The following is a 12,448-nucleotide window of genomic DNA, read 5'->3' on the forward strand; positions in this document are numbered from 1 at the left end:
GTGTGGACCAACGGTCCACACCCACCAAGGGCATCAAGGCGTGTGGACCAACGGTCCACACCTACAGGGTTTTTCTCGCCGGCATCAGCAGGTTGCCGAACAGCAGGCCGGCCACCAGTGCCATCACCACGTTGAGCACGGTGAGGAACACGCTCTGCCCGGCGCCCACGTCCTGCTGCTGCACCAGGGTCAGCACGCCGCGCAGGCTGGTGCTGCCGGGCACCATCATGATGATGCCGGGCAGGCGGATGATCGCGCCCGGGCGCCCGACCAGGCGGCCGAACAGATTGCCACCGGCGGTGAGCAGCATGGCGGAAAGGAAAATGCCGGCCGGTGCGCCCCAGGCGTGGCCACCGAATTTGGAAATGGCATAACCGGCCACCGACGCCGCCATCACCCACGGATAATCGCGGCGATTGGCCTTGAACAGCATGGCGAAGGCGAAGGCGGCGGTCAGCAGCGAGCCCCATTCCACCCACGGCCCCTGCGGCCGCGAGGCGCGGATCACCGGCTCCAGGCCCAGTACGTCGGCCAGGGTCACCGCGATCATCGCGCCGACGCTGAGTTTCATGATGGTGGTCAGCGCGCCGGCAAAGCGTGCCGTGCCCGATACCCAGTGCTGGCTGGCCAGTTCATTGACCGCGTTGGTCAGCGACATGCCGGGCAGCAGCACCACCAGCGAGGCGATGATGACGGTATTGAGGTTGAGCGCGCCAACGAAGGCCGCCACCAGGGTGGCGACCATGCCGGCCAGCAGCGCAGCCAGCGCCTCGGCGGCCTCGCGGGTAGCCGGGCGGCGGTCGGTGACCATGCCCAACAGGCCGATCATCAGACCAATGACACCGGCGGTGGCGATATCCAGCCACGGCAGCTTCCACATGCCGGCCACGCCGGCCGCGCCCAGGCTGAAGGACAGGATGGTGCGCAGCTTGCCGCGCCGACCGGGATCCTTGTCCAGCTGGCGCAGTGCGGTATGGCCCTGGGCGATGCTCATGCGGCCGTTGGACACTTCCTCGGCGATGCGGTCGGCCACGCTCAGCTTGTGCAGATCGTTCTCGCCCGGCGCCAGGCGGATCACCCGGGTGATGTCACTGGAACCGATGGCCTGTGCCGGATCGCTGAAGCTGAGGATGATGCCGGTGGGGTTGGACCACGGCTCACAATCGAGATCGAGCTGGCGCGCCAGGGCCACCACGGCCGTTTCCAGGCGCTGTGCGGTGGTGCCATAGCTGTGCAGGCGCCCGGCGATCTCGGAAACGAATGCCACGCGCTGTGCGTAGGTGGCCGGGGGCGTGGGGATCGTGTGAGCGTCTGCAGACATGCGCCGTAGTATTACCCACGCCGGGCCCGGCAGGAGAAATTCATCCCGGTTCGACGCGGCGCGCAGGACGAAACGGTTATGCTGCGAACCGAATGGCCCCCATGACCCCGAACCACGCCCCCCGGCTTGAACAGGACGCCCACGATCCCGGGCTGATCCGCCTGTCCGGGCACTGGACCCTGAAGACCGCGCTGGACGCGGCCGAGGTGCTGCGTGGCATTCCCGACACGTTGACCGGCATCGATGCCACCGGCATCGAACAGCTGGACTCGGCCGGCGTGCTGCAGGTGCTGCGCGTGGCCCATCGTGCCGACCTCGGCGAACAGGCACTGCAGTTCCGCCCGGACCACCAGGCGCTGGTGTGCACCATCGAGGAAGTGGCCGACGACCGTCCCAAGCCCAAGCGCGATTTCGGTGTGCTGGCCGCGCTCGAACGCCTCGGCGTCAGCGTCCATGCCACCGGCCACAACATCAAGGCGCTGTGCAGCTTCCTCGGCGAGAACCTGGTGAAGGCCGCGCGGCTGGTGAAGGAACCGCGGCGCTTCCGCCTGACCGCCACCGTGCACCAGATGGAACAGGTGGGCCTGGACGCGGTGCCCCTGGTAGCGCTGCTGTCCTACCTGGTCGGCGCGGTCATCGCCTTCCTCGGCTCGACCATCCTGCGTGACTTCGGCGCGGAGATCTACGTGGTCGAACTGGTCAACATCGCCTTCCTGCGCGAGTTTGCCGTGCTGCTGACCGCCATCGTGCTGGCCGGCCGCACCGCCAGTGCGTTCACCGCGCAGATCGGCGCGATGAAGGCGCGCGAAGAGATCGATGCGATGCGCACGCTCGGCCTGGATCCGGTCGACCTGCTGGTGCTGCCGCGCCTGCTGGCCCTGCTGGTGACCCTGCCGCTGCTGACCTTCATCGCGATGATCGCCGGCCTGGCCGGGGGCATCACCGTCGGCGCGTTCGACCTGGACATTCCGCCGCAGATGTACATCGCGCGCATGCACGAAACGATGGAAGTGCGGCACATGCTGGTGGGCCTGTCCAAGGCGCCGGTGTTCGCGCTGATCATCGGCCTGATCGGCTGCCTGGAAGGCCTGAAGGTGGAAGGCACGGCGCAGTCGGTGGGCGAGCGCACCACCTCCAGCGTGGTGCAGACCATCTCGCTGGTCATCATCATCGACGCCTTCGCGGCGTTGTGGTTCATGCACATGGACTGGTGACATGAACACACACGACATCGATACCGACACCGCGATGCACGACGACCAGGGCCACGACCTGGCCATCCGCGTGCGCGGGCTGGTCAACCGCTTCGGCAGCCAGACCGTGCACGAAGGCCTGGACCTGGACGTGCGCCGGGGCGAGATCCTCGGCGTGGTCGGCGGCTCGGGCACCGGCAAGTCGGTGCTGATGCGCTCGATCCTGGGCCTGCGCGTGCCCGACGAAGGGCAGATCGAGGTGCTCGGCCGTGATGCACGCGCCGACGATGCCGAAAGCCGCCTGCACATCGAGCGCAATACCGGCGTGCTGTTCCAGGATGGCGCCCTGTTCTCCTCGCTGAGCGTGGGCGAGAACGTGCAGGTGCCGCTGAAGGAACACCACCGCGAGCTGCCCGAGCGCTGGCATTACGAACTGGCGCTGCTGAAGGTGAAGCTGGCCGGCCTGCCTGCCGATGCCATCAACAAGCTGCCCTCGCAGCTGTCCGGCGGCATGCGCAAGCGCGCCGGCCTGGCCCGTGCGTTGGCGCTGGACCCGCCGCTGCTGTTCCTGGACGAACCCACCGCCGGCCTGGACCCGATCGGCGCGGCCGCCTTCGACCGCCTGATCAAGACCCTGCAGGAAGCGCTGGGGCTGACCGTGTTCCTGATCACCCACGACCTGGACACGCTGTATGCGATCTGCGACCGGGTGGCGGTGATCGCCGACCGCAAGGTGGTGGCCAACGCGCCGCTGCCGGAGATCGAGAAACTGGACCATCCCTGGATCCAGGAATATTTCCACGGACCCCGTGCGCGTGCCGCGCGCGGCGAACAGATCAAGAGTGCCTGAGCCATGGAAACCAAAGCCAACTACGTGCTGATCGGCGCGTTCACCCTGATCACCGGCCTGGCCTTGCTGGCCTTCGGCCTGTGGGCGGCCAAGTACTCCTCCGACCGCACCTGGCAGGAATACCGCGTGGTGTTCCGCGAGGCGGTCACCGGCCTGTCGGTGGGCAGCCCGGTGCAGTACAACGGCATCGCGGTGGGCTCGATCACCGAGCTGAACCTCGTGCCCGATGACCCGCGCCAGGTGGTCGCGCGCATCCGCCTGAACTCCAATACCCCGGTCAAGACCGATACCCGCGCCAAGCTGGCCATCACCAGCCTGACCGGCCCGTCGATCATCCAGCTCAGTGGCGGCACGCCGCAGGCACCGACGCTGACCACCGTCAACAAGGATCCGGCGCCGATCATCCCGACCACGCCGTCGGCCCTGCAGAACATCACCGATGTGGCCAACCGCATCGTCGAGCGCATGGACCAGATCCTGAGCGACCGCAACGTCGCCTCGATCAACGCCACCCTGGCCAACCTGGAAACCATCAGCGGCGGCCTGGCCGACCGTGACCAGGGCACCCAGGCGCTGCTGCTGAGCGCGCGCGATGCCGCACGCAGCCTGGACACCACACTGAAGACCACCAACGGCACCATCGAGCGCCTGGACAAGAACCTGGTGCAGCAGCTGCCGGGCATCATCGACAAGCTCGACGCCACCCTCGGCAAGCTCGATTCGGCCGCGGGCAATGCCGATTCGATCCTGGGCGAGAACCGTGCGGCCATCAACAGCTTCGCCAACGATGGCCTGGGCCAGCTGGGCCCGACGCTGAACGAACTGCGCGGCCTGATCCGCGACCTGCGCCGGGTCAGCGACCGCCTCGAGAACAACCCCGCGCGCTACCTGCTGGGCCGCGACGCACCGAAGGAGTTCGAACCCAAATGAGCACGATGACCCTTCCGCGCCTGCTGCTGGCCGCCTCGGCCGTCGCCCTGCTGGGTGGCTGCTCGATCCTTGGCAGCGGCGACAAGAGCCCGGTCACCCTGTATTCGCCCGCCGTGCAGGTGAAGGTGGACCCGAGCTGGCCGCAGGCCGACTGGCAGCTGGTGGTGTCCAAGCCCAGCGCCGCGCGCATGGTCGACAGCCCGCGCATCAACGTGCGGCCGACGCCGTCCGAGCTGGAGATCTACAAGGGCGCCAGCTGGGCACAGCCGGCCACCGACATCATCGAAGACACCCTGCTGCGCGGCTTCGAGGATTCCGGCCGCCTGCGTGGCGTGGCGCGCACCGCCGCCGGCATCCGCGCCGATTACAAGCTGGCCACGGATATCCGCCGCTTCGAATCGGACTACCAGGGCCAGGCGACGCCGACGGTGGTGATCGAAGTGAACGCCAAGCTGATCCACACCACCGACCAGCGCGTGGTGGCTGACCGCACGTTCCGCCAGGCGCAGCCGGTGGGCAGTACCGACGTGCCGGCCGTGGCCGCCGCCTTCGAGCGTGGCCTGCAGCAGCTGGCGCAGGACGTGGTGGGCTGGACGCTGGTCAACGGGCAGAACGACGCAGCGTCGATGAAGCGCTGAACCCTATCCGCTGCGCTCGCCGGGCGTGGCCCGGCGCTACCGCCCCGCGATGCAGGCAGCGCCGGGCCATGCCCGGCGGCACCCCGGCAGGTGCGTGCGATAATCAGACGCCACGGCCCATTCCCACGCTGATGCCCGCCTCCGTCTCCATCGCCGTCTGCACCTACAACGGTGAGCGCTTCCTGCAGGCGCAGCTCGACAGCCTGCTGGCGCAGACCCACCGGCCGCAGCAGATCGTGATCCGCGACGATGTTTCCTCCGATGGCACGCTGGCGCTGCTGCAGGCCTTCGCACCGCGTGCGGAAGCCGCAGGCATCGCCGTGGACCTGCAGGTGAACCCGCAGAACGTCGGCTACCGGCGCAACTTCGATGGTGCACTGCGTGCCTGCACCGGCGAGATCATTTTCCTGTGCGACCAGGACGACGTCTGGCACGCCGACAAGCTCGCCCGCTTCTGCGCCGCGTTCGATGCACGGCCTGGCCTGCGTGTCCTGCACTGCAATGCGCGATTGATCGATGAAGCGGGCCAGCCGATGCCGCAGACCCTGTTCGCCGCACTGCGCTACGGGGCCGGGCAACAGGCGCGGATGCATGCAGGCGATGGCCTGCGCGTGCTGCTCAAGCGGAAGCGGATCACCGGCGCGGCAATGGCATTGCACCGGTCGGTGCTGGAGGACGCGCTCCCGCTGCCGACGTCGGACTGGGTGCATGACGCCTGGATCGGCACGCTGGCCGCCATGCGCGGCGAGATCGACAGCCTTGCCGAGCCCCTCATCGACTACCGCCTGCACAGCAATAACCAGCTGGGCCTGGGCGGCAACGATGCCACCCCGCGCGCGGAGCAACGCAAGCGCCAACTGGACAGCGAACGGGTGGAATGCGGTCTGTTGCTGGAGCGCGCCCGCGCCCGCGGCCTTCCCGCCGGCCCGATGGCCTGGGTCGAGCGCAAGCAGCGCCATATCGCCGTGCGCGCCCAGCTGCCGGCTTCGCGCCTGCAGCGCATCCCGGCGGTGATCAGTGAACTGCTGCGTGGCAACTATGGCCACTTCGGCCGTGGCCTGCTGTCGGCCTGCATCGATCTGCTGCGCGCCTGACCTGTCGGTGCACGATCAGCGCGGCTGGATCCAGCGGAATGTCAGGTTGATGCGCTCGCCCTGCACCCGTGCCATCTTCGGCAGCGCGTGCTGGTAGAAGCGCTGGGTGCTGCCGCCCATCAGCAGCAGGTCGCCATGGCCCAGCAGGAATTCAGCTTTGCGCGTGGTGTCCTCGCGCCGCCGCAGCAGGAACCGGCGCGCCGCGCCCAGGCTGAGCGAGGCGATGAGCGGGGAAGGCCCCAGTTCCGGCTCGTCATCGCTGTGCCAGCCCATGTAGTCGCCACCGCTGCGGTAGCGGTTGACCAGCACGCTGTTGAAGGCGCCGATGCCCTGCCCCTGCAGCCTTTCGCGCAGCACCTGCAGCCGCGGCGGCCACGGCTGCGGCACGAACTCGGCCCCCGAATAGCGGTAGCGCGCCTGCGGGTCACCGATCCAGCAGCTCAGCCGTGGCGAATCCACCCAGCGGCCGAACATGCGGATGCGATGCACCTCCCAGGGCAGTTCCGACTGCAGGGCCGACAGCAGCGCATCGGCGGCGGCGGCCGGCAGCCAGCCGGGCAGGTGCTGGACGTCGGCGTCGGGCAGGTCAGGGGCAAACAGCATCGCGCTCGTCCTCATGCGCGGGGCGGCAGACGCGCCCCGCGCACGGCCACTCAGGCACGCCGGAACGGCACGCCGGTCTTGTCCTTCAGCTCTTCATCGCCGACACCGGGCGCCGCCTCCACCAGCAGCAGGCCGTCGTCGGTCACGTCGAACACGGCCAGGTCGGTGATGATGCGGTCGACCACGCCGACGCCGGTCAGCGGCAGCGAGCATTCGGCCAGGAGCTTGTGCTCGCCGTTCTTCGCGGTGTGCTCCATCAGCACCACCACGCGCTGCACGCCGGCCACCAGGTCCATGGCGCCGCCCATGCCCTTGACCATCTTGCCGGGCACCATCCAGTTGGCCAGGTCACCCTTGTCGGTCACCTGCATGGCGCCGAGGATGGCCAGGTTGACGTGGCCGCCGCGGATCATCGCGAAGCTGTCATGGCTGCCGAAGTAGCTGGCACCGGCACGCGCGGTGACGGTCTGCTTGCCGGCGTTGATCAGGTCGGCGTCCACTTCGGCGTCGGTCGGGAACGGGCCGATGCCAAGCAGGCCGTTCTCCGACTGCAGCCACACGTCCACGCCTTCGGGAATGTGGTTGGCCACCAGGGTCGGCAGGCCGATGCCCAGGTTCACGTAGGCGCCATCGGTCAGTTCGCGGGCGGCGCGTGCCGCCATCTCATCACGGGTCCACGCCATGTCAGTTGCCCTCCGCGCGGATGGTGCGCTGTTCGATGCGTTTCTCGGGGTGCGGGTTGTGCACGATGCGGTGCACGTAGATGCCCGGCAGGTGCACCTGGTCCGGATCGATGGCGCCCACCGGCACCACCTCTTCCACTTCCACGATGCAGACCTTGCCGGCCATCGCGCAGGCCGGGTTGAAGTTGCGCGCGGTCTTGCTGAACACCAGGTTGCCCGCCTCGTCGGCCTTCCAGGCCTTGACCAAGGCGACGTCGGCGCGCAGCGCGGTTTCCATCACGTAGTGCTTGCCGTCGAACTCGCGGGTTTCCTTGCCTTCGGCCACCACGGTGCCGTAGCCGGTGGCGGTGAAGAACGCCGGGATGCCCGCGCCGCCGGCCCGCAGGCGCTCGGCCAGGGTGCCCTGCGGGTTGAACTCCAGCTCCAGCTCACCGGCCAGGAACTGCCGTTCGAATTCCTTGTTCTCGCCCACGTAGGACGAAATCATCTTCTTGATCTGCCGCGTCTCCAGCAGCTGGCCGAGGCCGAAGCCATCCACGCCGGCATTGTTGGAGATCACGGTCAGGCCCTTGGCACCGCTGTCGCGCAGGGCGGCGATCAGCGCCTCGGGAATGCCGCACAGGCCGAAGCCGCCCACGGCCAGGGTCTGGCCATCGGCGATGACGCCCTGCAGGGCCTCCGCCGCCGAAGCAAAGCGCTTGCTGCGCTTGCCGCCGGTCGTTGCCGGGTTGTTCATCTACGCCCTCACCTCGTTGATGTAATCGCACCATTCTAGGCCAGCGCGTCGGCCGGTCACGTGGCGTTGCGGCATGGAAACGATTCCCATACAGGGCTGGCGGTACAATCACGGGCTGTGCCCACAATGGACCCGATCGATGCCCCTGCCCGCCTTCAAGGCCTATGACATCCGCGGCCGCGTGCCGGAAGAACTGAACGAAGACCTCGCCCGCCGCATCGGCGTGGCCCTGGCCGCTCAGCTCGCGCCTGGCCCGGTGGTCCTGGGACATGACGTCCGCCTGACCAGCCCGGCCCTGCAGGACGCGCTCGCCTCCGGCCTGCGCGGCGTCGGCCGCGAAGTGATCGACATCGGCCTGTGCGGCACCGAAGAAGTCTATTTCCAGACCGACCACCTGGGCGCCGCGGGCGGCGTGATGGTGACCGCCAGCCACAACCCGATGGACTACAACGGGATGAAGCTGGTCAAGGAAAATGCACGGCCGATCAGCTCCGACACCGGCCTGTTCGCGATCTCCGACGCCGTGGCCGCCGATACCGGCAGCGCGCAGCCGGCGAGCGCAGCGCAGACCGCGCGCCACGACAAGAGCGCCTACATCGACCACCTGCTCAGCTACGTGGACGCCAGCAAGCTCAAGCCGCTGAAGCTGGTGGTCAACGCCGGCAACGGCGGTGCCGGCGCCATCGTCGACCTGCTGGCGCCGCACCTGCCGCTGGAATTCATCCGCATCTGCCATGAACCCGATGGCAACTTCCCCAACGGCATCCCCAACCCGCTGCTGCCGGAAAACCGCGCCGCCACCGCCGAGGCCGTGCGCGAACACGGTGCCGACTTCGGCATCGCCTGGGACGGCGATTTCGACCGCTGCTTCTTCTTCGACCACACCGGCCGCTTCATCGAGGGCTACTACCTGGTCGGCCTGCTGGCCAAGGCCATCCTCGCCCGCCAGCCGGGCGGCAAGGTCGTGCACGACCCGCGCCTGGTCTGGAACACGGTGGAAATGGTCGAAGCGGCCGGCGGCGTGCCGGTGCTGTGCAAGAGCGGCCACGCCTTCATCAAGGAAAAGATGCGCGCCGAAGATGCCGTGTATGGCGGCGAGATGAGCGCCCACCACTACTTCCGCGAATTCGCCTACGCCGACTCCGGCATGATCCCGTGGCTGCTGATCGCCCAGCTGGTGTCCGAAAGCGGCCGCTCGCTGGCCGACTGGGTGGAGGACCGCATGGCCGCCTATCCCTGCAGCGGCGAGATCAACTTCAAGGTGGCCGATGCCAAGGCCGCCGTCGCGCGCGTGATGGAGCACTTCGCCGCACAGGCGCCGGCGCTGGACCACACCGATGGCATCAGCGCCGATTTCGGCGACTGGCGCTTCAACCTGCGCAGCTCCAACACCGAGCCGCTGCTGCGCCTGAATGTCGAAGCCCGCGGTGATGCAGCGCTGATGCAGGCGCGCACCGACGAAATCTCCCACCTCCTCCAGCAGTAACCAAGGAAGACCATGAGCATCATCCAGCCCGTCATTCTCTCCGGTGGCTCCGGCACCCGCTTGTGGCCGCTGTCGCGTGAGTCCTACCCGAAGCAGTTCCTGCCGCTGGCCGGTGACCTGACCATGCTGCAGGCAACCTGGCAGCGGGTCGCGCCCATCGCCAGCCGTGACCCGCTGGTGATCGCCAACGAGGAACACCGCTTCGTCGCCGCCGAACAGCTGCACCAGGTCGGCGCCGAACCGGCGGCGATCATCCTCGAGCCGATGGGCCGCAACACCGCGCCGGCCATCGCCGTGGCAGCGCTGGAAGCGACCCGTGACGGCGCCGATGCGCTGCTGCTGGTGCTGCCTTCGGACCACGTGATCACCGATGAAGCGACCTTCCGCAGCGTCGTCCAGGCCGCCGCCAGTGCGGCCGAGTCGGGCAAGCTGGTGACCTTCGGCATCGTGCCCACGGGCCCGGAAACCGGCTATGGCTACATCAAGGCCGCCGATGGCCAGGGCCTGCGCGCGGTCGAACGCTTCGTCGAGAAGCCCGACCTGGACACCGCCACCGGTTACGTGGCCAGCGGCCAGTACTACTGGAACAGCGGCATGTTCCTGTTCAAGGCCTCGCGCTACCTGCAGGAACTGGAACGCTTCCAGCCGGAGATGCTGGCCGGCAGCCGCAGCGCCTGGCAGCAGGCCCGCCGCGATGCCGACTTCACCCGCCTGGACAAGGATGCCTTCGCCGCCGTCACCTCCGATTCCATCGACTATGCGGTGATGGAAAAGACCGCCGATGCGGTGGTGATCCCGCTTGATGCGGGCTGGAACGATGTCGGTTCGTGGACCGCGCTGCGCGATGTCTCGCAGCAGGATGGCGACGGCAACGCCCACCAGGGGGATGTGATCGCCATCGACTGCCGCAACACCTACGCCTATGGCCAGCGCCTGGTGGCGATGGTCGGCCTGGACGATGTGATCGTGGTGGAGACCGACGATGCGGTGCTGGTCGGCAAGGCCGACCGCATGCAGGAGGTCAAGACGGTGGTGTCGCAGCTGAAGACCGAAGGCCGCAGCGAAGCGACCTGGCACCGCAAGGTCTACCGTCCGTGGGGTGCCTACGATTCGATCGACAATGGTGACCGCTTCCAGGTGAAGCGGATCACGGTCAAGCCGGGCGGCACGCTGAGCCTGCAGATGCACCACCATCGCGCCGAGCACTGGATCGTGGTCAGCGGCACCGCCGAGGTCACCCGCGGCGACGAGGTGCTCCTGCTGAGCGAGAACCAGAGCACCTACATCCCGCTGGGCGTGACCCACCGCCTGCGCAACCCGGGCAAGCTGCCGCTGGAACTGATCGAAGTGCAGTCGGGCAGCTACCTGGGCGAAGACGATATCGTCCGCTTCGAGGACACCTACGGGCGCAGCTGAGCAGCGCCCGCATCAGGCGGAATGCAGGCCCCGCCTATGGAGCACCGGCGCCACCTTCTGGCGCCGGTCCCGCGCGGTGTCCCGGCAGGACCTGGCGCAGCAGGGGATCATCCAGGCGCCGCTTCAGGTTTTCCGCATCGGGGTAAGGCAGCACGAAGCCGTCGCCCTGTGGTGCCCGCAAGTCCTCACCGGCCAGATGGCGTTGCACGTTGTCCTGGTGCAACCGCGCGTCGGCAGTGAACTGATGCAGCTTGCCGGCATCCTTGCTGGCCCGGCCCAGCAGTGGCCAGGCCACCACGATTGCGAACAGGACCACGACCGTGCGAGTGGCAAGGCGCAGCCGCGCCCCCTGGCCGGCTTCGCCCCACAGCCGGATGGCGAACCACGCACTGGCAAACAGCCCGGGAACGAACAGTTCGGTATAGCGGGACATCGGCGCCCGCATGTCGTGGCCACGGCCATAGGCGATGGCCAGTGCCTGCAGCGCGGACCAGACGCACAGCCCGGCCATCACCAGGTCGGCAGGCGACGCCCGGCGGCGGACCAGCATCCGGCCGATCATCACCAGTGCGGGCAGCCAGATGATCGGCGCGAATGCGCCCGAACGCATCGGCCATGCCAGCACGCGGACGGCCGCACCGGCGAATTCGCCGACACTCTGCGCCCGCAGGACCGCATGGGCCTCGATCACCGGGCCCCATGCATAGGCGACGATGGCAACGACCGCCAGCAGCGCGGTCGCGCACAGCGCCGGAGCGCGACGCCCCGGCAGGCAGAGACAGGCCATGATGCAGGTCGCGCCCGTCGCCACGGCGGTCAGCAGGCCTGACGCCATGGTGGCGCAGGCAAACACGCTCAAGGCCACCGCGCCAGCCAGGGCGGCAATGCTCTGGTGATGGCGGGCCACCAGCGCAATGGCCACGATGCTGGACAGGATCAGGAAGTAGAACTGCGACTGGAAGCCGACCAGGAAGTTCTCCCACGCGAACGGCAGTACCGACAGCAGCACCGCCAGCGGCGGCAACCAGCGACGCGCCGCGACACCCGCATCGCGCAGCGCGTGCCAGGTCAGCAGCCCGGGGATGAAGCAGAAAACGACAGCAGCGATCCGCGCTTCATGGACGTTGTTCCACTCGCCGGTGGCCGCATACGACAGAAGCGTGACCAGCCGCGTGGGCAGGATGCGGTGTTCGTTGTGCGGCGAGACCAGCATCTGCCACTGCAGTGAACCCTGCAGCCATGGCTTGAGTGCACTCGCCCACTCGCCGTCCCACTGGTCCATGTACGGCATCGGCGTAGCGAAGTACTGCACGTACAGCAGCCTCGCCAGCAGGGCCAGGGCAGCGACGCCCATCGCGAGTGTGAGTGGCGACATTCCACGCGGTGCGCGGAGGGTGGAACGGGGCAGATCCATGGGGCGTCCTTGCAGGTGCGAGCGCAGCGATATCCACGCGCTGCGCGGAATGATCCTGCCGTGCATGGTAGTCCAGAAGCACGG

At 68.1% G+C, this 12,448-nt stretch carries 12 protein-coding genes; 7 read left to right on the forward strand and 5 right to left on the reverse strand.

The window, feature by feature from the left end; all coding sequences use genetic code 11:
- Positions 1 to 61 precede the first annotated feature (61 nt).
- Positions 62 to 1,321, reverse strand: a complete 1,260-nt coding sequence (locus tag AC3WL7_RS13185) for a threonine/serine exporter family protein (RefSeq protein WP_200733328.1) — start codon at positions 1,319 to 1,321, stop codon at positions 62 to 64.
- Positions 1,322 to 1,413: 92 nt separating this feature from the next.
- Between AC3WL7_RS13185 and AC3WL7_RS13190 the strand changes: the two genes are divergently transcribed.
- The 5 genes from AC3WL7_RS13190 to AC3WL7_RS13210 all read left to right on the forward strand — a co-directional run bounded on the left by AC3WL7_RS13190 (position 1,414) and on the right by AC3WL7_RS13210 (position 6,026).
- Positions 1,414 to 2,535: an MlaE family ABC transporter permease gene (locus AC3WL7_RS13190; RefSeq protein ID WP_200751788.1), complete on the forward strand. Its 1,122-nt coding sequence runs from the start codon at positions 1,414 to 1,416 to the stop codon at positions 2,533 to 2,535.
- 1 nt (position 2,536) lies between these two features.
- Positions 2,537 to 3,364, forward strand: a complete 828-nt coding sequence (locus AC3WL7_RS13195; RefSeq protein ID WP_108758743.1) for an ABC transporter ATP-binding protein — start codon at positions 2,537 to 2,539, stop codon at positions 3,362 to 3,364.
- A 3-nt stretch (positions 3,365 to 3,367) separates the two neighbouring features.
- Positions 3,368 to 4,294 carry an MlaD family protein gene (locus AC3WL7_RS13200; protein ID WP_079220561.1) on the forward strand — a complete coding sequence of 309 codons (927 nt, stop codon included), beginning with the start codon at positions 3,368 to 3,370 and terminating at the stop codon, positions 4,292 to 4,294.
- Positions 4,291 to 4,932, forward strand: coding sequence for an ABC-type transport auxiliary lipoprotein family protein (locus AC3WL7_RS13205; RefSeq protein WP_079220560.1), 642 nt, complete (start codon positions 4,291 to 4,293; stop codon positions 4,930 to 4,932). Before AC3WL7_RS13200 ends, AC3WL7_RS13205 begins: the two co-directional genes overlap by 4 nt.
- A gap of 131 nt (positions 4,933 to 5,063) precedes the next feature.
- The gene (locus AC3WL7_RS13210) at positions 5,064 to 6,026 is read left to right on the forward strand and encodes a glycosyltransferase family 2 protein (protein WP_492750698.1); all 963 of its coding nucleotides are present in this window, start codon (positions 5,064 to 5,066) and stop codon (positions 6,024 to 6,026) included.
- 15 nt (positions 6,027 to 6,041) lie between these two features.
- Here AC3WL7_RS13210 and AC3WL7_RS13215 read toward each other — a convergent pair whose 3' ends face one another.
- The 3 genes from AC3WL7_RS13215 to AC3WL7_RS13225 are packed head-to-tail and all read right to left on the reverse strand — an operon-like array spanning position 6,042 to position 8,048.
- Positions 6,042 to 6,629 carry an alpha-ketoglutarate-dependent dioxygenase AlkB family protein gene (locus tag AC3WL7_RS13215; protein WP_492750700.1) on the reverse strand — a complete coding sequence of 196 codons (588 nt, stop codon included), beginning with the start codon at positions 6,627 to 6,629 and terminating at the stop codon, positions 6,042 to 6,044.
- A 50-nt stretch (positions 6,630 to 6,679) separates the two neighbouring features.
- The gene (locus tag AC3WL7_RS13220; RefSeq protein WP_079220557.1) at positions 6,680 to 7,312 is read right to left on the reverse strand and encodes a CoA transferase subunit B; all 633 of its coding nucleotides are present in this window, start codon (positions 7,310 to 7,312) and stop codon (positions 6,680 to 6,682) included.
- Position 7,313: 1 nt separating this feature from the next.
- Positions 7,314 to 8,048, reverse strand: a complete 735-nt coding sequence (locus AC3WL7_RS13225; RefSeq protein ID WP_492750703.1) for a CoA transferase subunit A — start codon at positions 8,046 to 8,048, stop codon at positions 7,314 to 7,316.
- A 139-nt stretch (positions 8,049 to 8,187) separates the two neighbouring features.
- Here AC3WL7_RS13225 and AC3WL7_RS13230 point away from each other — a divergent pair, with 139 nt between their 5' ends.
- Together AC3WL7_RS13230 and AC3WL7_RS13235 are read left to right on the forward strand one after the other, a co-directional pair.
- On the forward strand, positions 8,188 to 9,534 hold the full coding sequence (locus AC3WL7_RS13230; RefSeq protein ID WP_079220555.1) for a phosphohexomutase domain-containing protein: 1,347 nt from the start codon (positions 8,188 to 8,190) through the stop codon (positions 9,532 to 9,534).
- A gap of 12 nt (positions 9,535 to 9,546) precedes the next feature.
- Positions 9,547 to 10,950 carry a mannose-1-phosphate guanylyltransferase/mannose-6-phosphate isomerase gene (locus tag AC3WL7_RS13235; protein WP_492750705.1) on the forward strand — a complete coding sequence of 468 codons (1,404 nt, stop codon included), beginning with the start codon at positions 9,547 to 9,549 and terminating at the stop codon, positions 10,948 to 10,950.
- A 34-nt stretch (positions 10,951 to 10,984) separates the two neighbouring features.
- Here the strand turns inward: AC3WL7_RS13235 and AC3WL7_RS13240 are convergent, their stop codons facing one another.
- Positions 10,985 to 12,364 carry a hypothetical protein gene (locus tag AC3WL7_RS13240; RefSeq protein WP_492750707.1) on the reverse strand — a complete coding sequence of 460 codons (1,380 nt, stop codon included), beginning with the start codon at positions 12,362 to 12,364 and terminating at the stop codon, positions 10,985 to 10,987.
- Between the last annotated feature and the right edge of the window lie 84 nt (positions 12,365 to 12,448).

The organism is Stenotrophomonas sp. FW305-3-2-15-E-LB1 (assembly GCF_058787375.1).

Excerpts from the sequence above, each read along its gene's own strand:
- AC3WL7_RS13185 (WP_200733328.1), bottom strand. The coding sequence starts at position 1,321 with ATGTCTGCAGACGCTCACACGATCCCCACGCCCCCGGCCACCTACGCA.
- AC3WL7_RS13190 (WP_200751788.1), top strand. The coding sequence starts at position 1,414 with ATGGCCCCCATGACCCCGAACCACGCCCCCCGGCTTGAACAGGACGCC.
- AC3WL7_RS13195 (WP_108758743.1), top strand. The coding sequence starts at position 2,537 with ATGAACACACACGACATCGATACCGACACCGCGATGCACGACGACCAG.
- AC3WL7_RS13200 (WP_079220561.1), top strand. The coding sequence starts at position 3,368 with ATGGAAACCAAAGCCAACTACGTGCTGATCGGCGCGTTCACCCTGATC.
- AC3WL7_RS13205 (WP_079220560.1), top strand. The coding sequence starts at position 4,291 with ATGAGCACGATGACCCTTCCGCGCCTGCTGCTGGCCGCCTCGGCCGTC.
- AC3WL7_RS13210 (WP_492750698.1), top strand. The coding sequence starts at position 5,064 with ATGCCCGCCTCCGTCTCCATCGCCGTCTGCACCTACAACGGTGAGCGC.
- AC3WL7_RS13215 (WP_492750700.1), bottom strand. The coding sequence starts at position 6,629 with ATGCTGTTTGCCCCTGACCTGCCCGACGCCGACGTCCAGCACCTGCCC.
- AC3WL7_RS13220 (WP_079220557.1), bottom strand. The coding sequence starts at position 7,312 with ATGGCGTGGACCCGTGATGAGATGGCGGCACGCGCCGCCCGCGAACTG.
- AC3WL7_RS13225 (WP_492750703.1), bottom strand. The coding sequence starts at position 8,048 with ATGAACAACCCGGCAACGACCGGCGGCAAGCGCAGCAAGCGCTTTGCT.
- AC3WL7_RS13230 (WP_079220555.1), top strand. The coding sequence starts at position 8,188 with ATGCCCCTGCCCGCCTTCAAGGCCTATGACATCCGCGGCCGCGTGCCG.
- AC3WL7_RS13235 (WP_492750705.1), top strand. The coding sequence starts at position 9,547 with ATGAGCATCATCCAGCCCGTCATTCTCTCCGGTGGCTCCGGCACCCGC.
- AC3WL7_RS13240 (WP_492750707.1), bottom strand. The coding sequence starts at position 12,364 with ATGGATCTGCCCCGTTCCACCCTCCGCGCACCGCGTGGAATGTCGCCA.